The following is an 18852-nucleotide window of genomic DNA, read 5'->3' on the forward strand; positions in this document are numbered from 1 at the left end:
CCGGCTTCCGGGCCATCGGCTGTGACCGTTAGGAGCGCTGGCGGAAAGGGAAGCACCGTGCAGCGACGGAGTCTGGGGGATTCTCGCCGGCCTGGCTGGCGGCCCCCCCGCACCCGCACGACCGATCCCGCGCCGGCTCACTGCATCGAGCGAGGAGACGTCATGAGCATTTTCAGTCACTTCCAGGAACGCTTCGAAGCGACCCGCCAAGAGGAATATTCCCTCCAGGAATATCTCGACCTCTGCAAGCAAGACAAGACAGCCTATGCCTCCGCCGCCGAGCGCCTGCTGATGGCGATCGGCGAGCCGGAGTTGCTGGACACCTCGGTGGACTCCAGGCTGTCGCGGATCTTCTCCAACAAGGTGATTCGCCGCTACCCGGCGTTCGCCGACTTCCACGGCATGGAGGAATGCATCGACCAGATCGTCGCGTTCTTCCGCCACGCGGCCCAGGGCCTGGAGGAGAAGAAGCAGATCCTTTACCTGCTCGGCCCGGTCGGCGGCGGTAAATCCTCCCTGGCGGAAAAACTCAAGCAACTGATGGAGAAGGTGCCCTTCTACGCGATCAAGGGCTCGCCGGTCTTCGAGTCGCCGCTGGGCTTGTTCAACCCCGACGAAGACGGCGCCATCCTCGAGGAGGACTACGGCATCCCGAGGCGCTACCTGCGCTCGATCATGTCGCCCTGGGCAACCAAGCGCCTCAACGAGTTCGGCGGCGACATCAGCCAGTTCCGCGTGGTCAAGCTGTACCCCTCGATCCTCAACCAGATCGCCATCGCCAAGACCGAGCCCGGCGACGAGAACAACCAGGACATATCCGCGCTGGTCGGCAAGGTCGACATCCGCAAGCTGGAGGAATACCCGCAGAACGACGCGGACGCCTACAGCTATTCGGGCGCCCTCTGCCGGGCCAACCAGGGCCTGATGGAATTCGTCGAGATGTTCAAGGCCCCGATCAAGGTCCTGCACCCGCTGCTGACCGCGACCCAGGAAGGCAACTACAACAGCACCGAAGGCCTCGGTGCCCTGCCCTACAGCGGCATCATTCTGGCTCACTCCAACGAGTCGGAATGGCACAGCTTCCGCAACAACAAGAACAACGAGGCCTTCATCGACCGCATCTACATCGTCAAGGTGCCGTACTGCCTGCGCGTGGCGGACGAGATCAAGATCTACGACAAGTTGCTGGTCAACAGCTCGCTGGCGCATGCCCACTGCGCGCCGGACACCCTGAAGATGCTCTCGCAGTTCTCCGTGCTGTCGAGGCTGAAAGAGCCGGAAAACTCGAATATCTACTCGAAGATGCGGGTATATGACGGCGAAAACCTGAAAGATACCGATCCCAAGGCCAAGTCGATCCAGGAATACCGCGACTCGGCCGGGGTCGACGAAGGCATGGCCGGGCTTTCCACCCGCTTCGCCTTCAAGATCCTCTCCAAGGTATTCAACTTCGACCCGCACGAGGTAGCGGCCAACCCGGTGCACCTGCTCTACGTCCTCGAACAGCAGATCGAGCAGGAACAGTTCCAGCCGGAAACCCGCGAGCGCTACCTGCGCTTCATCAAGGAATACCTGGCGCCGCGCTACGTCGAGTTCATCGGCAAGGAAATCCAGACCGCCTACCTGGAGTCCTACAGCGAATACGGTCAGAACATCTTCGACCGCTATGTGCTGTACGCCGACTTCTGGATCCAGGACCAGGAATACCGCGACCCGGAAACCGGCGAGATCCTCAACCGCGCCGCTCTCAACGAGGAACTGGAGAAGATCGAGAAACCCGCCGGCATCAGCAACCCGAAGGACTTCCGCAACGAGATCGTCAACTTCGTGCTGCGCGCCCGCGCCGGCAACAACGGCAAGAACCCGAGCTGGCTGTCCTACGAGAAGCTGCGCGTAGTGATCGAGAAGAAGATGTTCTCCAACACCGAGGACCTGCTTCCGGTCATCAGCTTCAACGCCAAGGCCAGCAAGGAGGACCAGCAGAAGCACAACGACTTCGTCAAACGCATGGTCGAGCGCGGCTACACCGAGAAGCAGGTCCGCCTGCTGTCGGAATGGTACCTGCGGGTTCGCAAGTCGCAGTAGTCTGCCATCGGTACGGTCGCTGCGACCGTACCGGTCGCCGTCGCATTCGGACCTCGGCGCCTCCGCTCCGGCGGGGCGCCACAGGCCCTGAGGAGCATTCATGAGCTACGTCATCGACCGGCGTCTGAACGGCAAGAACAAGAGCACGGTGAACCGCCAGCGCTTCCTGAGGCGCTACCGTGAACACATCAAGAAGGCCGTCGAGGAGGCCGTCAGCCGGCGTTCCATTACCGACATGGAGCACGGCGAGCAGATCAGCATTCCCGGGCGCGATATCGACGAACCGGTGCTGCACCATGGCCGCGGCGGGCGGCAGACCGTCGTCCACCCCGGCAACAAGGAATTCACCGCCGGCGAGCACATCGCCCGCCCATCCGGCGGCGGGGGCGGCCGCGGCGGCGGCAAGGCCAGCAACAGCGGCGAAGGCATGGACGACTTCGTCTTCCAGATCACCCAGGAGGAATTCCTCGACTTCATGTTCGAGGACCTGGAGCTGCCCAACCTGGTCAAGCGCCACATCACCGGCACCGACACCTTCAAGACCGTCCGCGCCGGCATCAGCAACGACGGCAACCCGTCGCGCATCAACATCGTCCGCACCCTGCGCTCGGCCCATGCGCGGCGCATCGCGCTGTCCGGCGGCAGCCGGGCCAAGCTGCGCGCGGCGCTGAAGGAACTGGAGCGGATCAAGCGCGAAGAGCCGGACAACCTCGGCGATATCCAGGAACTCGAGCTGGAAATCGCCAAGCTCCGCGCGCGCATCGACCGGGTGCCGTTCCTCGACACCTTCGATCTCAAGTACAACCTGCTGGTCAAGCAGCCCAACCCCACCTCCAAGGCGGTGATGTTCTGCCTGATGGACGTCTCCGGCTCGATGACCCAGGCGACCAAGGACATCGCCAAGCGCTTCTTCATCCTGCTCTACCTGTTCCTCAAGCGGAACTACGAGAAGATCGAAGTGGTGTTCATCCGCCACCACACCAGCGCCCGCGAGGTCGACGAGGAGGAGTTCTTCTACTCCCGCGAGACCGGCGGCACCATCGTCTCCAGCGCGCTGAAGATGATGCAGGAGATCATGGCCGAGCGTTATCCGACCCATGAGTGGAACATCTACGCCGCCCAGGCCTCGGACGGCGACAACTGGAACGACGACTCGCCGGTGTGCCGGGACATCCTCCTCAAGCAGATCATGCCGTTCGTCCAGTACTACACCTACGTCGAGATCACCCCGCGCGAACACCAGGCCCTGTGGTTCGAGTACGAGCGCGTGCGCGAAGCCTTCGAAGACAGCTTCGCCCAGCAGCAGATCGTCTCGGCATCGGACATCTACCCGGTGTTCCGCGAGCTGTTCCAGAGGAGGCTCGTCGCATGAGCAAGCGCCAGCCCATCGCCACCGGCTCGGAATGGACCTTCGAGCTGATCCAGCAGTACGACCGGGAAATCAGCAGGATCGCCGAACGCTATGCCCTGGATACCTATCCGAACCAGATCGAGGTGATCACCGCCGAGCAGATGATGGACGCCTACGCCTCGGTGGGCATGCCGATCGGCTATAACCACTGGTCCTACGGCAAGCACTTCCTCAGCACGGAAAAGAACTACAAGCGTGGCCAGATGGGCCTGGCCTACGAGATCGTGATCAACTCCGACCCCTGCATCGCCTACCTGATGGAGGAAAACACCCAGTGCATGCAGGCGCTGGTGATCGCCCACGCCTGCTACGGGCACAACAGTTTCTTCAAGGGCAACTACCTGTTCCGCACCTGGACCGATGCCAGTTCGATCATCGATTACCTGGTGTTCGCCAAGCAGTACATCATGCAGTGCGAGGAGCGCTACGGGATCGACGCGGTGGAAGACCTGCTCGACTCCTGCCACGCCCTGATGAACTACGGTGTCGACCGCTACAAGCGGCCCTACCCGATTTCCGCGGAAGAGGAGCGGCAGCGGCAGAAGGAGCGCGAGGAACTGATCCAGCGCCAGGTCAACGACCTCTGGCGGACCATCCCGCGCGTCGGCGGCAAGGACAAGGAACAATCCATGGCGCGCTATCCGAGCGAGCCGCAGGAGAACATCCTCTACTTCATCGAGAAGAACGCGCCGCTGCTGGAGCCCTGGCAGCGTGAGGTGATCCGCATCGTGCGCAAGATCGCCCAGTATTTCTACCCGCAACGCCAGACCCAGGTGATGAACGAAGGCTGGGCGACCTTCTGGCACTACACGCTGCTCAACGATCTCTACGACGAAGGCCTGGTCAACGACGGCTTCATGATGGAGTTCCTGCAATACCACACCAGCGTGGTCTACCAGCCGTCCTTCGACAGCCCCTACTACAGCGGCATCAACCCCTACGCCCTGGGCTTCGCCATGTACCGCGACATCCGCCGCATCTGCGAGGATCCCACCGACGAGGACCGCCGCTGGTTCCCGGATATCGCCGGCAGCGACTGGCTGGCCACGCTGAAGTTCGCCATGAAGAGCTTCAAGGACGAAAGCTTCATCCTGCAGTTCCTCTCGCCCAAGGTGATTCGCGACCTGAAGCTGTTCAGCATTCTCGACGACGACCAGAAGGACGACCTGCTGGTCGCGGCGATCCACGACGAAGCCGGCTACCGCACCATCCGCGAGACCCTGGCGGCGCAGTACAACCTCGGCAACCGCGAGCCGAACATCCAGATCTGGAACGTCGACCGTCGCGGCGACCGCTCGCTGACCCTGCGCCACCAGCAGTTCGACCGCCAGCCGCTGAGCGACTCCACCGCCGACGTGCTCAAGCACCTGCATCGCTTGTGGGGCTTCGATATCCACCTGGAGACCCTGCAGGGCGACCAGCTCGTGCAGACCCACCACATGCCGCCCAAGGGCGCCAGCGAGGGCGAGGAAGGCTACCCGCGCCTGGACCTGATCATCCCGCCCATTTGATCGGTTGACGTCCGCCCCGACCGCCGGCCAGCATGCCGGCACGGTCGGGGCCACCCACAGCAGAACAAGAAGCCGGCCGTCCACGGGAGCCGCCATGCGCCTGTTCGCCATCGTCCTGCTCTGCCTCGTCCTGGCCACCTGCGCCAGCCACATCCCCAGCGCCCGGGTGACCCATCCGGCCAGCGCCGGACTGCCCGGCCTGCAAGGTTTCCAGTTGATGCCGCCGGAACAGGCGGTCGACGCCCTTCCCTACCGCAACCGCTATCCGCTGATAAACGCAGAGCTGCGCCAGGGACTGGCGGCCCACGGCTACCACGAGAGCGCTACCCCGCAATTCCGCGTCTACTACTGGCTGGCGCTACGCGACGCACCGCTGGAGTTCCGCCCCGACCTTCCGCCCACATCCGGCATGGGGCCTTATCTGGCGATCCACCGCCTGCGCGACGAAACCGGGACATTGCGCGTGCGCCTGGTCGACCTGGAGGAGCGCGTTCTCTGGGAAGGTATGGTAAGCACCGGCCTCAGCCCCGCCAGGGCCAATCCGGAACAGCTCGAACTGGCGGTCGGCGCCCTGCTCCGGCAGCTTCCACGCGCCCGCTAGGACACCCTGGGGTAGACTTCCGCCTATCACGCGGAGGATTCCCATGCAGATTTACAAGGTCGGCGGCGCCGTGCGCGATCGCCTTCTCGGCCGTCCGGTCACCGATATCGACTGGGTGGTGGTCGGTGCCAGCAGCGACGAGATGCTCGCCCGCGGCTACCGCCCGGTGGGCGCCGACTTCCCGGTCTTCCTTCATCCGCAGAGCGGCGAGGAATACGCCCTGGCGCGCACCGAGCGAAAGAGCGGGCGCGGCTACGGCGGCTTCACCTTCCATGCCAGCCCCGAGGTGACCCTGGAGGAAGACCTGACTCGCCGTGACCTGACCATCAACGCCATGGCCGAGGACGAACAGGGCCGGGTAATAGACCCCTACGGCGGCCAGGCCGACCTCGAGGCGCGCCTGCTGCGCCACGTTTCCCCGGCGTTCGCCGAGGATCCCCTGCGGGTCCTGCGCGTAGCGCGCTTCGCCGCCCGCTACGCCGGCCTGGGCTTCCGGGTCGCCGCCGAAACCCTCGCCCTGATGCGCCAACTGGCGGAATCCGGCGAGTTGCAGGCGCTGACCCCGGAGCGCAGTTGGAAGGAAATTTCCCGCGCCCTGATGGAACCCAACCCCGAGGTCTTCATCCAGGTCCTGCACGACTGCGGCGCCCTGGCCGAACTGATCCCGGAAGTCGAGGCGCTATTCGGCGTACCGCAGCCGGCGGCCCACCATCCGGAAATCGATACCGGCGTCCATGTCCTGTCGGTATTGCAGCAATGCGCCCGCCACCGGCAGCCGCTCAGCGTACGCTGGGCCTGCCTGCTGCACGACCTGGGCAAGGGACTCACCAGCGAAGCGGACTGGCCCCGCCATATCGCCCACGAGGCTCGCGGCGTGCCGTTGATCGATGCGGTGAACCAGCGCTTCAGGGTGCCGCGCGACTGCCAGGAACTGGCGCGCCTGGTGGGCGAGTACCACACCCATGCCCACCGGGCGCTGGAGCTGCGCCCGAATACACTGCTGGAGCTGTTGCAGAGCTTCGACGTGTATCGCCGCCCGCAGCGTTTCGAGGAGTTCGTCGCCGCCAGCGAGATGGACGCGCGCGGCCGCCTCGGCCTGGAACAGCGGGACTATCCGCAGGCCGCCTACCTGCTCGGCGCGGCGCAGGCAGCGCGGGCAGTCAGCGTGAAGCCGCTGGTGGAAAAGGGCTTGAAGGGCGCGGAACTGGGCGAGGCGCTGAAGCGTGCGCGCCTCGCCGCACTCAAGGCCTACAAGGAAGAACGCGGAAAGGCCTGAAGCAGCGCTTCGGGAGTCAACGCCTGGCCACGCCATTCGAATGGCGCCGGCCAGAGCTTCTGCTGGATCCTCGCCTCGCGCCAGAGATCGCCCAGCGGCTGGCGGGCGACCGGATGCTCCAGGTTCGGCGCCAGCTCGGACAAGGGCCAGAGCACGAAAGCGTTCTTCAGCACTTCGGCGCGCGGCAGCACCAGGCCATCGAAATCGCCCACCAGGTCGCCGTAGAACAGCACGTCGATATCCAGCGGCAGCCCCTTGCGCTCTGGCGCATAGCGGCCATTGTCGGCCTCGATGTGCTTGAGTCGCAGGCTCAGTTCGGCCAGCGGCAGATCGGTGCGGGCAGACACCACCAGGTTGAAGAACGGCCCGCTCTTGATACCCACCGGCTCGCTCTCGAACACCGGCGAGCAACGCAGGTCATGAAGGAAACCGGCCAGCGCATCGAGGCCGGCATGCAGGTGGCGCTCACGCTCGACATTGCTGCCGAGGCCGAGGTAGACCGGGATCAGCGACATCCGCGTTCGATCTCCACGCCAACGCCACGGGCCGCCGGCACCGCGCCGGGCTTGGTCACGCGGATGCGCAGCCAGGGAATGCCGCGCTCGCCCATCAGTACCTCGGCGAGGCGCTCGGCGAAGGTTTCCACCAACTGGAAATGCGATTCCCGGGCGAATTCCTGCACCCGCTCGGACAACGCGGCATAGTCCAGCGCCAGGGCGAGATCGTCGCCCGCGGCGGCCGGACGGTTGTCCCAGCCCAGGGTCAGGTCCAGGCGCAGGCACTGACGGATGCCGCGCTCCCAGTCGTACACGCCGATGACGGTATCGACCTCCAAGCCTTCGATAAAAACTCTGTCCACTTCGCTACCCGCTCCAAGGGATGCCACGACAAGCGTGCGCCGCCCCGTTAGAATCGAGGACATCCTCGTCCTCGGTGGAATCCATGGTCTGGCTACTGGCGATCCTCGCCTACCTGCTCGGTTCCCTCTCCTTCGCCGTCCTGCTCAGCCGCTGGTTCGGCACCCAGGACCCGCGCGCCAGCGGTTCCGGCAACCCCGGCGCGACCAACATGCTGCGCGTCGCCGGGAAGAAACTCGCCATCCTGACCCTGCTCGGCGACGTCGGCAAAGGCCTGTTGCCGGTGCTGGTCGCCCGCTGGCTGGGGCTCGGCGTGATGGAGGAGGCCTGGGTCGGCATCGCCGCCGTGATCGGCCACCTGTATCCGCTGTACTTCAACTTCCGCGGCGGCAAGGGTGTCGCCACCGCCGCGGGCATGCTCCTCGGCCTCTATCCGCCGGCCGTACTGCTGGCCGCAGCGGCCTGGCTGCTGACCTTCAAGCTGTCGCGCACCAGCTCGCTCGCCTCGCTGGTGGCCACCCCGCTGACCCTGCCGTTGCTGGCCTGGCAGCAGCCCGGAGCGCTGCTGCCGATGACCGTGCTGACCGGCCTGATCGTCTGGCGGCACCGCGCCAACTTACGCGATCTATTCGCCGGCCGCGAACGGCATTTCTAATCCATAAAAGGAAAAAACTTCATGCAGTCTGGCCCAGCTGCGTCATCGACACCTGCCTGACTGCGCCCTGGCGGCCACTCAGACCGCCGGCAGCGACTCCATCGGCCAGCGCGGCTGGACGCTGATCGCCGGGCCGTCATGCTGGCCGGCGAGCAGGCGCTGGCAGCCGGCGTAGGCGATCATCGCGCCATTGTCGGTGCAGAAGCGCGGGCGGGCGTAGAACACCTGCCCCTTCATTTCGCCGAGCATCTTTTCCAGGCCGCTGCGCAGCGCCTGGTTGGCGCTGACACCGCCGGCGATCACCAGGTTCTTCAGGCCGGTCTGCTTCAAGGCGCGACGGCACTTGATCAGCAGGGTCTCGACCACCGCGGTCTGGAACGCCAGGGCGATGTCGCAGCGGGTCTGCTCGCTGTCGTCGCCGGCCTCGACGCAACGCTGCCAGGTGTTCAGAGTAAAGGTCTTGAGCCCGCTGAAGCTGAAGTCCAGGCCGGGGCGATCGGTCATCGGCCGCGGGAACACGAAGCGGCCAGGAGTGCCGAGCTCCGCCAGGCGGGCGATTTCCGGACCGCCGGGATAGCCCAGGCCGATCAGCTTGGCGGTCTTGTCGAAGGCTTCGCCGGCGGCATCGTCCACCGATTCGCCAAGCAACTGGTAGCGACCGATGCCGTCCACCCGCACCAACTGGGTGTGACCGCCGGAAACCAGCAAGGCGACGAACGGGAACCGCGGTGGCTGCTCTTCCAGCATCGGCGCCAGCAGGTGCCCTTCCATGTGGTGCACGCCGACCGCCGGCACGCCCCAGGCGAAGGCCATCGCCTGGGCACAGGAGGCCCCCACCAGCAGGGCGCCGACCAGGCCGGGGCCGGCGGTATAGGCGATCGCGTCGATATCCGCCGGCGTGCAACCGGACTCGTCGAGCACCTGGCGGATCAGCGGCAGCATGCGCTTGACGTGGTCGCGCGAGGCCAGCTCGGGCACGACGCCGCCGTAGACGCGATGGAGGTCGATCTGACTGAACAGCGCGTCGGCCAGCAGGCCGCGTTCGCTGTCGTAAAGGGCGACGCCGGTTTCGTCGCAGGACGTTTCCAGTCCCAGCACGCGCATGGGCTTGAGCCTTAGAGCTTGGCAAATACGAAGCCGCGCATGATAATCGGCGGCTTTGCGCCAGACCAGTGTTTTTCGATCGGAGGCTTTGCATTCCTCCGGCCGAACCGTTAATATCCGCAACCCTTGAAAACCGACGTATCCGCGCCACCTTGCCGGAGTACGTTCAACCCCCGGTAATCAGTGAAGGTACGACCTGGATGCCAGCCGTCAAAGTAAAAGAGAACGAACCCTTCGACGTAGCCCTGCGTCGTTTCAAGCGCTCCTGCGAAAAAGCAGGTGTACTGGCTGAAGTTCGCAGCCGCGAGTTCTACGAGAAGCCCACTGCCGAGCGCAAGCGCAAGGCCGCTGCCGCAGTGAAGCGCCACGCGAAGAAAGTACAGCGCGAACAGCGCCGTCGCGAGCGCCTGTACTGATCCACTCGACGCCCACGCGTCAGTGATCGTGCCTCAGCCCGGCCCCGGCCGGGCTTTCGGCTTTCCGCCATGAGCGAAATCAAATCCCGCCTCCTCGACGCCGTCAAGGTCGCCATGCGCGCCCAGGACAAGCCGCGGCTGACCACGTTGCGCCTGGCCCTCGCGGACATCAAGCGCGTCGAAGTCGACGAACGCATCGAGGTGGATGACGCCCGAGCCCTGCTGATCCTCGACCGGATGATCAAGCAGCGCCGCGACGCCCAGCGCCAGTTCAGCGACGCCGGCCGCCAGGACCTCGCCGAGGTCGAGGCCGCCGAGATCCTCGTGCTCCAGGACTTCATGCCCAAGCCCCTGGACGACCATGAGATCGACGCCCTGATCGAGCGCAGCATCGTCGACAGCGGCGCCCAGGGTCCGCAGGACATGGGCAAGGCGATGAACCTGCTGCGACCGCAGGTCCAGGGTCGCGTCGACATGGCACAGGTCAGCCAGCGCCTGAAGGCGCGCCTCTCCTCCTGAAACACCGCGCCGGCCTGATCGGCCCGGCGATAATTGCTATGCTGCCGCTCTGCGCCCACGCGCCGTCGTTTTCGAGAACACCATGGCCGGCCTGATTCCGCAAAGCTTCATCGATGACCTGCTGAACCGCACCGACATCGTCGAGGTGGTGAGTTCGCGCATCCAGCTGAAGAAAACCGGCAAGAACTACAGCGCCTGCTGCCCGTTCCACAAGGAAAAGACTCCCTCGTTCACCGTCAGCCCGGACAAGCAGTTCTACTACTGCTTCGGCTGCGGCGCCGGCGGCAACGCGCTCGGCTTCGTCATGGACCACGACCAGCTGGAGTTCCCCCAGGCGGTCGAGGAACTGGCCAAGCGCGCCGGCATGGACGTGCCGCGCGAGGAACGCGGCGGACGCGGGCACACGCCGCGCCAGCCGACCGACTCGCCGCTCTACCCGCTGCTCAGCGCCGCCGCCGAGTTCTACAAGCAGGCGCTGAAAAGCCACCCGGCGCGCAAGGCCGCGGTGAACTACCTGAAGGGCCGCGGCCTGACCGGCGAGATCGCCCGCGACTTCGGCCTCGGTTTCGCCCCGCCCGGCTGGGACAACCTGCTCAAGCACCTGGGTGGCGACAACCTGCAACTCAAGGCCATGCTCGACGCCGGCCTGCTGGTGGAGAACAGCGACACCGGCAAGCGCTACGACCGCTTCCGCGATCGCGTGATGTTCCCGATCCGCGACAGCCGCGGGCGGATCATCGCCTTCGGCGGCCGGGTGCTCGGCGACGACAAGCCGAAGTACCTGAACTCCCCGGAGACTCCGGTCTTCCACAAGGGCCAGGAACTCTACGGACTCTACGAAGCCCGGCAGAAGAATCGCGACCTCGACGAGATCATGGTGGTCGAGGGCTACATGGATGTCATCGCCCTGGCCCAGCAAGGCATCCGCAACGCGGTGGCGACCCTCGGCACGGCGACCAGCGAGGAACACATCAAGCGCCTGTTCCGCCTGGTACCGAGCATCCTGTTCTGTTTCGACGGCGACCAGGCCGGCCGCAAGGCGGCCTGGCGCGCCCTGGAGTCGGTGCTGCCGAACCTGCAGGACGGCAAGCGCGTGCGCTTCCTGTTCCTCCCCGAGGGGGAGGACCCGGACAGCCTGGTACGCGCCGAGGGCGAGGATGCCTTCCGCGCACGCATCACCCAGCAGGCCCAGCCGCTGGCGGAGTACTTCTTCCAGCAACTGATGCTGGAGGCCGACCCCGCCACCCTGGAAGGCAAGGCCCACCTGGCGACCCTCGCCGCGCCGCTGCTGGAGAAGATTCCCGGGAACAACCTGCGCCTGCTGATGCGGCAACGTCTGTCGGAAATCACCGGCCTGTCCGGCGAAAACATCGGACAACTGGCGCACCACAGCCCGCCACCGTCGTCCATGGACCACGGAGCGAGCGGCGTCTTGGACGGCGACGACTATTTCGCCGCCAGCGCCTACTACGAGAACGAGCCCTCCCATGCGCCGTTCGACGCTGCGCCAGGCTATGGCGAGGCGCAACCGCGCAAGAGCTGGAACAAGGACAAGAAGCCCTGGGACGGCAAGAAGTGGGATGGCAAGAAGAAGTGGGACAAAGGCGGCCGCGGCGACTTCAAGGCTCCGCAACGAACGCCGGTCAGCGTGGAGTCCACCACCCTCAACGCCCTGCGCACCTTGCTGCATCATCCGCAGTTGGCCTTGAAGGTCGACGATGCGGGCACCCTCGCCAGGGAGCAGGATACCTACGCCCAGTTGCTGGTGTCCCTGCTGGAAGCCCTGCAGAAGAACCCGCGGCAGAGCTCGATGCAACTCATCGCGCGCTGGCACGGCACGCCCCAGGGCCGCCTGCTGCAGGCCCTGGGCGAGAAGGAGTGGCTGATCGTCCAGGAGAACCTTGAAAAGCAGTTCTTCGACACCATTACTAAACTCTCCGAGAGCCAGCGTTTCGGCGAGCGGGAGGAGCGTTTACGCAGCGTCATGCAGAAGAGCTACAGTGAACTGACCGATGAAGAGAAAGCCTTGCTCAGAGAGCACTACAGTGTTGCCGCTTCATCGCCTTCCCAGAGCTGAACTGGCGCCTCAGCCCAGGCATCAGGTATAATCCTCTGCTTATTTTTTGCCCGCCAAGACCTTCAGTGGATAGGGTGTTATGTCCGGAAAAGCGCAACAGCAATCTCGTCTGAAAGAGTTGATCGCCCGAGGCCGTGAGCAGGGATACCTGACTTACGCGGAGGTCAACGACCACCTGCCGGAGGATATTTCCGATCCGGAACAGGTGGAAGACATCATCCGCATGATCAACGACATGGGGATCAACGTATTCGAGACAGCCCCGGATGCGGATGCCCTGTTGCTGGCCGAGGCGGATACCGACGAAGCCGCAGCGGAAGAAGCCGCAGCGGCCCTGGCCGCGGTGGAAAGCGACATCGGTCGCACCACCGACCCGGTGCGCATGTACATGCGTGAAATGGGTACCGTGGAACTGCTGACCCGCGAAGGCGAGATCGAAATCGCCAAGCGCATCGAGGAAGGCATCCGCGAAGTGATGAGCGCCATCGCCCAGTTCCCGGGCACGGTGGACAGCATCCTGGCCGACTACAATCGCATCGTCGCCGAAGGCGGTCGCCTCTCCGACGTCCTCAGCGGCTATATCGATCCCGATGACGGCAGCCTGCCCGCCGAAGAGGTGGAGCCGGTCAACCTGAAGGACGATTCCGCCGACTCGAAAGAGAAGGACGACGAGGAAGAAGAAAGCGACGACAGCAGCGACAGCGACGACGAAGGCGACGGCGGTCCGGATCCGGAAGAAGCCCGCCTGCGTTTCACCGCGGTCTCCGAGCAGCTCGACAAGGCCAAGAAGGCCCTGAAGAAGCACGGTCGCGGCAGCAAGCAGGCCACCGCCGAACTCACCGGCCTGGCCGAGTTGTTCATGCCGATCAAGCTGGTGCCCAAGCAGTTCGACGCCCTGGTCGCCCGCGTGCGCTCCGCCCTGGAAGGCGTGCGCGCCCAGGAACGCGCCATCATGCAGCTCTGCGTGCGTGACGCGCGCATGCCGCGTGCCGACTTCCTGCGCCTGTTCCCGAACCACGAGACCGACGAGAAGTGGGTCGACAGCGTCCTGAAGAGCAAGCCGAAGTACGCCGAGGCCATTGAGCGCCTGCGCGACGACATCCTGCGCAACCAGCAGAAGCTGGCGGCCCTGGAAAGCGAGGTCGAGCTGACCGTCGCCGAGATCAAGGAAATCAACCGCGCGATGTCGATCGGCGAAGCCAAGGCTCGCCGGGCGAAGAAGGAAATGGTCGAGGCCAACCTGCGCCTGGTGATTTCCATCGCCAAGAAGTACACCAACCGCGGCCTGCAATTCCTCGACCTGATCCAGGAAGGCAACATCGGCCTGATGAAGGCGGTGGACAAGTTCGAATACCGTCGTGGCTACAAATTCTCTACCTACGCCACCTGGTGGATTCGCCAGGCGATCACCCGTTCGATCGCCGACCAGGCACGCACCATCCGCATCCCGGTGCACATGATCGAGACGATCAACAAGCTCAACCGCATCTCCCGCCAGATGCTCCAGGAAATGGGTCGCGAGCCCACCCCGGAAGAGCTTGGCGAGCGCATGGACATGCCTGAGGACAAGATCCGCAAGGTACTGAAGATCGCCAAAGAGCCGATCTCCATGGAAACCCCGATCGGTGACGACGAAGATTCGCACCTGGGCGATTTCATCGAGGACTCCACCATGCAGTCGCCGATCGAGATGGCGACCAGCGAGAGCCTCAAGGAATCCACCCGCGAAGTCCTCGCCGGCCTCACTGCCCGGGAAGCCAAGGTGCTGCGCATGCGCTTCGGCATCGACATGAACACCGACCACACCCTCGAGGAAGTCGGCAAGCAGTTCGATGTGACCCGCGAGCGGATCCGCCAGATCGAAGCCAAGGCGTTGCGCAAGCTGCGCCATCCGTCGCGAAGCGAGCACCTGCGCTCCTTCCTCGACGAGTGACGAACGAACCCCCGGCCTGAAAAACCGGGGGTTTTTCTTTGCCGCTTGCCCCGCCGCCCGGCGTCTACACTTCCGCTTATATTCCCGTCCACCGCGAGACCGCCTCATGCAGCGTCTGCAGGCCGTGCTTCTCCTGTGTCTGGCCTGCTGCTGGCCGGGGCTGGCCGGCGCCCTCACGCTCACGCCCGAGGAACGGGCCTGGCTGGCCGAGCACCCGAGCATCCGCCTGGGCGTGGACACCTCCTGGCCGCCATTCGAGTTCCGCGACGAACAGGGCCGCTACCAGGGACTCGCCGCCGGCTACGTCAGCCTGCTGCAGGAACGCCTGGGCGTCAGCCTGACGCCTGTCGAACCGAAGACCTGGACGCAGGTCCTGGAGCAGGCCAAGGACGGTCGGCTGGACCTGCTGCCCGGCATCATGGCTACCCCGGAGCGCCAGGAGTATCTGAGCTTCACCCGGCCCTACCTGGACTTCCCGATCATCATCCTGGCACGCAAGAACGGCCCGATGCCGAAGCGCATCGACGAGCTCTACGGACTCAAGGTCGCGGTGGTCGACCACTATGCTCCTCACGAACTGCTGATCGCCCAGCATCCCGACCTCACCCTGCTGCCGCTGCCTTCGGTAGCGGCAGCCCTGCAGGCGCTGGCCACCGGCCAGGCCGACGCCTTCGTCGGCGACTTCGCCTCCAGCGTATGGAACCTCCGCCAGCTCAAGCTCAACGGCCTGGAGATCAGCGGCGAGACGCCATACCGCTACCAACTGGCGATGGCCGTGCCGCGCGGACAACCGATCCTCGCCGGGATCGTCGACAAGGTCCTCGCCGACCTCAGCGCCGAGGAGATCGAGCGACTCCAGGCCCCCTGGGTCGGCGGCCTGCTCGACCGACGTCCGGCCTGGCGCGAGATGGCGACCTACGGCCTTCCCATCGTCCTGCTGATCCTGGTCTCGGTCGCCATACTGCTGGCCATGAACCGCCGCCTGCGCCGCGAGGTGAGACGCCGGCGGCAATTGGAGCGCGAACTGCGCGACAGCGAACAGCACTACCGGGGACTGGTGGAAAGCCTGAATGCCATCGCCTGGGAAATGCGCCTCGAGGAGAACCGCTTCACCTACGTCTCGCCCCACGCCGAACGCCTGCTCGGCTATCCCCTCGGCGAATGGCTGCAGCCGGGCTTCTGGCAGCGGACCCTGCACCCCATGGACGCCGAGTACGCCATCCACTACTGCATGAGCGAAAGCCAGGCCGGACGCGACCACAGCTTCGACTACCGGATGCTCGCCGCCGACGGCCGGGTGGTCTGGATTCGCGATCTGGTCACCCCGATCACGCAAGGCCGGGACCTGCTCCTGCGCGGTCTGATGATCGACATCACCGAGGCCAAGCTCACCGAGCAGGCCATGCGCCTGTCCGAACAGAAGTTCGCTTCGGTGTTCCACCACTGCCCGGACATGGTGGTACTGGCCAATGGCGCCGACGGCCGCTTCCTCGCGGTGAACAACACCTTCGAGCAGCAGATCGGCATCGCCGCCGACGACGCCATCGGCAAGACCGCCACCGAACTGGGCATCTGGGCACTCCCCGGCCTGGGCCCGCAGGTCCTGGAAAAGCTCGGCCACGGCAACCTGACCAACCTCGAGGTGCCCCTGCGGCGCCGCAATGGCAGTACCTTCAGCGCGCTGCTCAGCGCCCAGCACGTGGCCCTCGACCAGACCCCGGCGCTGGTGGTGGTGATCCGCGACATCACCCACCTGGTGGAGACCCAGGAACTGCTGCGGATCTCCGAGGAGAAGTTCGCCAACGCCTTCCATGCCTACCCCGACGGTCTGCTGATCAGCCGCCTCGAAGACGGCACGCTGATCGACGTGAACGAAGGCTTCACCCGTCTCACCGGCTACCGCCGCGACGAGGTCATCTCCCGCTCCACGCTCGAACTCGGCCTGTGGGTCGACACCGAGGACCGCAAGCGCCTGATCTCGCTGGTACGCCACCACACCCTGACCCAGGGCTTCACCGCCCCTGTACGGGACCGCAACGGTGGCATCCGCCAGTGCGAGATGTCCGCCCACCGGATCAGCATCGATGGCGAGGACTGCGTGCTGACCATCGCCCGCGATATCACCGAGCGCCAGCTCATGCAGGAGAAGCTGCAGCAGGCCGCCACCGTCTTCGAAAGCACCGCCGAAGGCGTGATGATCACCGATACCCGCCAACGCATCACCGCGGTCAACCGCGCCTTCAGCGAGATCACCGGCTACAGCGAGCAGGAGGCGCTGGGACGCTCGCCCAGCCTGCTCTCCTCCGGACAACACGACTCCAGCTTCTACCTCGCCATGTGGAACCAGCTGGAACGCGACGGGCATTGGCAGGGCGAGATCTGGAACCGACGCAAGACCGGCGAGCTGTACCCCGAATGGCTGACCATCAGCGCGGTACACAATCCGCAGGGCGAGATCACCCACTTCGTCGGCGTCTTCGCCGATATCTCCACCCTCAAGTACGCCCAGGCCCGGCTCGACTACCAGGCCCACCACGATCCGCTCACCGGCCTGCCCAATCGCCTGCTGTTCGAGAGCCGGCTCAATCACGCCCTCGACGAGGCCCGCGAAGAGAGCCGTCCCGGCGCCGTGCTGTTCATCGACCTGGACCGCTTCAAGCACATCAACGACAGCCTCGGCCATCCCATCGGCGACCTGCTGCTCAAGGCCATCGCCGAACGCCTGCGCGACCAGTTGCGCGACGTCGATACCGTGGCCCGCCTGGGGGGCGACGAATTCATCATCCTGCTCCCAGGCCTGCACCAGGAAAGCGACGCCGAGCACGTCGCGCGCAAGCTGCTGAATGCCTTCACCGCGCCGTTCCAGGCCGACGGTCATGAATTCTTCGTCAGCGCCAGCGTCGGCATCGCCCTGTTCCCCAAGGACGGCGACGACGCCCCGACCCTGGTGAAGAATGCCGACGCCGCCATGTACCGCGCCAAGTCGCGGGGCCGCAGCCGCATCGAGTACTACACCCGCGAACTGACCTACCTGGCCACCGAGCGCATGGCGCTGGAAACCGAACTGCGCCGCGCCCTCGAGCGCGACGAGTTGCAGCTCTACTACCAACCCAAGCTGAGCCTGGAGAGCGGCTTGCTGGTCGGCGCCGAGGCACTGGTGCGCTGGTACCATCCGCTGTTCGGGGAAATTTCCCCGGAGCGCTTCATCCCCCTCGCCGAGGATTGCGGCCTGATCCTGCCCCTCGGCGACTGGGTGCTGGAACACGCCTGCCAGCAGATGGGCGAATGGCAAAAGCTGCACGCGCCGTTCGGCCCGCTGTCGGTCAACCTCGCCGGCGCCCAGCTCGGCCAGCCGCAACTGATCGAACGCCTCGAGCAACTGCTGGAGCAGTCCGGCCTGGAACCGTCGCGGCTGCAACTGGAAATCACCGAGAGCTTCATCATGAACCAGACCGAGGAGGCCCTCGCCGTCCTCCACGGCCTCAAGCGCCTCGGCGTACAGCTGGCGATCGACGACTTCGGCACCGGCTACTCCTCGCTCAGCTACCTCAAGCGCCTGCCGCTGGACATCCTGAAGATCGACAAGTCGTTCATCCGCGGCCTCCCCGACGATCCCCACGATGCCGCCATCACCCGCGCCATCATCGCCCTCGGCCGCAGCATGCAGCTCACGGTGATCGCCGAAGGCGTGGAAACCGAAGGCCAGCAGAGCTTCCTCACCCACGAAGGCTGCGAGCAGATCCAGGGCTTCGTCCTCAGCCCGCCGCTGCCCGCCGAGCTGTTCGCCAGCAAATTCCTCAAACCGCGCCAGCCGATTGGCGCTCCCCGAGAAGCGCCGGTATAATCCGCCGACCTTCTGGGGGCCTATAGCTCAGTCGGTTAGAGCAGAGGACTCATAATCCTTTGGTCCACGGTTCGAGTCCGTGTGGGCCCACCACCTTCAAAGCCGCGCACTGCGCGGCTTTGCGCTTTCTGGGGTAGTGGCCTCATAAACGGCTCCATGGCCAAAAGGTACAAGATCGGTACAGTACTGGTTAGCCAGTCTGCCTTTGGAGTCCTTATCTGATGGCAACAATCGTCCCCCTTCCCGTGGTCCGCAAAACGGACTGGCCGACCAACGAAAAAACCTTCCGCACCAAGCGCGACGCCGAAGACTGGGCACGCCGCACCGAAGACGAGATGGTACGCGGCGTGTACATCCAGCACAGCGGCTCCGAGCGCATGTGACCTGCCCCCATTTTGTAGCCCGAGAGCTACATGTCCCTGCATCAAATTTTATCGATGCCCAAGGGGTACGGCCGACCTCTATCCACAAGGTTTTTGACGTGCTGAAACAGGCGCTTTAGCTGACTCAGTCCCCCTGAACAGGCATGCTCATCAAGCTATCAACCCAGCTTGAGAATTAGA

15 protein-coding genes and 1 tRNA gene are annotated in these 18852 nt (G+C 64.9%); 13 read left to right on the plus strand and 3 right to left on the minus strand.

Annotated features, from left to right (window positions below; translation table 11 throughout):
* Positions 1 to 162 precede the first annotated feature (162 nt).
* The 5 genes from HMPREF2924_RS15095 (at position 163) to HMPREF2924_RS15115 (ending at position 6884) form a co-directional block, all read left to right on the plus strand.
* Positions 163 to 2085 carry a PrkA family serine protein kinase gene (locus tag HMPREF2924_RS15095; RefSeq protein ID WP_003085078.1) on the plus strand — a complete coding sequence of 641 codons (1923 nt, stop codon included), beginning with the start codon at positions 163 to 165 and terminating at the stop codon, positions 2083 to 2085.
* A 100-nt stretch (positions 2086 to 2185) separates the two neighbouring features.
* Positions 2186 to 3457, plus strand: a complete 1272-nt coding sequence (locus HMPREF2924_RS15100; RefSeq protein ID WP_003099579.1) for a YeaH/YhbH family protein — start codon at positions 2186 to 2188, stop codon at positions 3455 to 3457.
* Positions 3454 to 5007: a SpoVR family protein gene (locus tag HMPREF2924_RS15105; RefSeq protein WP_003085073.1), complete on the plus strand. Its 1554-nt coding sequence runs from the start codon at positions 3454 to 3456 to the stop codon at positions 5005 to 5007. The genes HMPREF2924_RS15100 and HMPREF2924_RS15105 overlap by 4 nt, the downstream gene beginning before the upstream one ends.
* Before the next feature lie 94 nt (positions 5008 to 5101).
* Positions 5102 to 5608: a DUF4136 domain-containing protein gene (locus HMPREF2924_RS15110; protein WP_003085071.1), complete on the plus strand. Its 507-nt coding sequence runs from the start codon at positions 5102 to 5104 to the stop codon at positions 5606 to 5608.
* Positions 5609 to 5651: 43 nt separating this feature from the next.
* Positions 5652 to 6884 (plus strand): multifunctional CCA addition/repair protein, encoded by a 1233-nt coding sequence (locus HMPREF2924_RS15115; RefSeq protein WP_003099584.1) that lies wholly within the window; start codon positions 5652 to 5654, stop codon positions 6882 to 6884.
* Here HMPREF2924_RS15115 and folK read toward each other — a convergent pair.
* Positions 6857 to 7399 (minus strand): 2-amino-4-hydroxy-6-hydroxymethyldihydropteridine diphosphokinase, encoded by a 543-nt coding sequence (folK, locus tag HMPREF2924_RS15120; protein ID WP_003085067.1) that lies wholly within the window; start codon positions 7397 to 7399, stop codon positions 6857 to 6859. The two genes, HMPREF2924_RS15115 and folK, sit on opposite strands and share 28 nt — an antisense overlap.
* Positions 7390 to 7743 carry a dihydroneopterin aldolase gene (folB, locus tag HMPREF2924_RS15125; RefSeq protein ID WP_003099587.1) on the minus strand — a complete coding sequence of 118 codons (354 nt, stop codon included), beginning with the start codon at positions 7741 to 7743 and terminating at the stop codon, positions 7390 to 7392. Before folB ends, folK begins: the two co-directional genes overlap by 10 nt.
* Positions 7744 to 7826: 83 nt before the next feature.
* On the opposite strand from folB, the gene plsY reads away from it, so the two are divergent.
* Entirely contained in the window at positions 7827 to 8396 is a 570-nt protein-coding gene (plsY, locus tag HMPREF2924_RS15130) for a glycerol-3-phosphate 1-O-acyltransferase PlsY (RefSeq protein ID WP_003085061.1), read from the plus strand.
* Positions 8397 to 8474: 78 nt separating this feature from the next.
* Here plsY and tsaD read toward each other — a convergent pair whose 3' ends face one another.
* Positions 8475 to 9500, minus strand: a complete 1026-nt coding sequence (gene tsaD / locus HMPREF2924_RS15135) for a tRNA (adenosine(37)-N6)-threonylcarbamoyltransferase complex transferase subunit TsaD (protein WP_003129196.1) — start codon at positions 9498 to 9500, stop codon at positions 8475 to 8477.
* Between the two features lie 200 nt (positions 9501 to 9700).
* Between tsaD and rpsU the strand changes: the two genes are divergently transcribed.
* The 7 genes from rpsU (at position 9701) to HMPREF2924_RS15170 (ending at position 18672) form a co-directional block, all read left to right on the plus strand.
* Positions 9701 to 9916 (plus strand): 30S ribosomal protein S21, encoded by a 216-nt coding sequence (gene rpsU / locus HMPREF2924_RS15140; protein WP_003085057.1) that lies wholly within the window; start codon positions 9701 to 9703, stop codon positions 9914 to 9916.
* A gap of 69 nt (positions 9917 to 9985) precedes the next feature.
* Positions 9986 to 10435: a GatB/YqeY domain-containing protein gene (locus HMPREF2924_RS15145; protein ID WP_003085042.1), complete on the plus strand. Its 450-nt coding sequence runs from the start codon at positions 9986 to 9988 to the stop codon at positions 10433 to 10435.
* A gap of 82 nt (positions 10436 to 10517) precedes the next feature.
* Positions 10518 to 12512, plus strand: coding sequence for a DNA primase (gene dnaG, locus HMPREF2924_RS15150; RefSeq protein WP_003121834.1), 1995 nt, complete (start codon positions 10518 to 10520; stop codon positions 12510 to 12512).
* Positions 12513 to 12591: 79 nt separating this feature from the next.
* On the plus strand, positions 12592 to 14445 hold the full coding sequence (gene rpoD, locus HMPREF2924_RS15155) for an RNA polymerase sigma factor RpoD (protein WP_003085035.1): 1854 nt from the start codon (positions 12592 to 12594) through the stop codon (positions 14443 to 14445).
* A gap of 106 nt (positions 14446 to 14551) precedes the next feature.
* Positions 14552 to 18289, plus strand: coding sequence for a bifunctional diguanylate cyclase/phosphodiesterase (locus HMPREF2924_RS15160; RefSeq protein WP_003129195.1), 3738 nt, complete (start codon positions 14552 to 14554; stop codon positions 18287 to 18289).
* A 16-nt stretch (positions 18290 to 18305) separates the two neighbouring features.
* A tRNA-Ile gene (locus tag HMPREF2924_RS15165) sits at positions 18306 to 18382 on the plus strand.
* 128 nt (positions 18383 to 18510) lie between these two features.
* Positions 18511 to 18672 (plus strand): hypothetical protein, encoded by a 162-nt coding sequence (locus HMPREF2924_RS15170; protein ID WP_015502271.1) that lies wholly within the window; start codon positions 18511 to 18513, stop codon positions 18670 to 18672.
* The last annotated feature ends 180 nt before the right edge of the window (positions 18673 to 18852 follow it).

Origin of the sequence: Pseudomonas sp. HMSC063H08, from assembly GCF_001813645.1 — a bacterium.
GTDB lineage: Bacteria > Pseudomonadota > Gammaproteobacteria > Pseudomonadales > Pseudomonadaceae > Pseudomonas > Pseudomonas aeruginosa.

What these genes read in the sequence shown, in the direction of transcription:
- rpsU (WP_003085057.1), top strand. Translation starts at nt 9,701, where the DNA reads ATGCCAGCCGTCAAAGTAAAAGAGAACGAACCCTTCGACGTAGCCCTG.
- dnaG (WP_003121834.1), top strand. Translation starts at nt 10,518, where the DNA reads ATGGCCGGCCTGATTCCGCAAAGCTTCATCGATGACCTGCTGAACCGC.
- rpoD (WP_003085035.1), top strand. Translation starts at nt 12,592, where the DNA reads ATGTCCGGAAAAGCGCAACAGCAATCTCGTCTGAAAGAGTTGATCGCC.
- plsY (WP_003085061.1), top strand. Translation starts at nt 7,827, where the DNA reads ATGGTCTGGCTACTGGCGATCCTCGCCTACCTGCTCGGTTCCCTCTCC.
- HMPREF2924_RS15100 (WP_003099579.1), top strand. Translation starts at nt 2,186, where the DNA reads ATGAGCTACGTCATCGACCGGCGTCTGAACGGCAAGAACAAGAGCACG.
- HMPREF2924_RS15105 (WP_003085073.1), top strand. Translation starts at nt 3,454, where the DNA reads ATGAGCAAGCGCCAGCCCATCGCCACCGGCTCGGAATGGACCTTCGAG.
- tsaD (WP_003129196.1), bottom strand. Translation starts at nt 9,500, where the DNA reads ATGCGCGTGCTGGGACTGGAAACGTCCTGCGACGAAACCGGCGTCGCC.
- HMPREF2924_RS15110 (WP_003085071.1), top strand. Translation starts at nt 5,102, where the DNA reads ATGCGCCTGTTCGCCATCGTCCTGCTCTGCCTCGTCCTGGCCACCTGC.
- HMPREF2924_RS15095 (WP_003085078.1), top strand. Translation starts at nt 163, where the DNA reads ATGAGCATTTTCAGTCACTTCCAGGAACGCTTCGAAGCGACCCGCCAA.
- HMPREF2924_RS15170 (WP_015502271.1), top strand. Translation starts at nt 18,511, where the DNA reads ATGGCAACAATCGTCCCCCTTCCCGTGGTCCGCAAAACGGACTGGCCG.
- folK (WP_003085067.1), bottom strand. Translation starts at nt 7,399, where the DNA reads ATGTCGCTGATCCCGGTCTACCTCGGCCTCGGCAGCAATGTCGAGCGT.
- HMPREF2924_RS15145 (WP_003085042.1), top strand. Translation starts at nt 9,986, where the DNA reads ATGAGCGAAATCAAATCCCGCCTCCTCGACGCCGTCAAGGTCGCCATG.
- HMPREF2924_RS15115 (WP_003099584.1), top strand. Translation starts at nt 5,652, where the DNA reads ATGCAGATTTACAAGGTCGGCGGCGCCGTGCGCGATCGCCTTCTCGGC.
- HMPREF2924_RS15160 (WP_003129195.1), top strand. Translation starts at nt 14,552, where the DNA reads ATGCAGCGTCTGCAGGCCGTGCTTCTCCTGTGTCTGGCCTGCTGCTGG.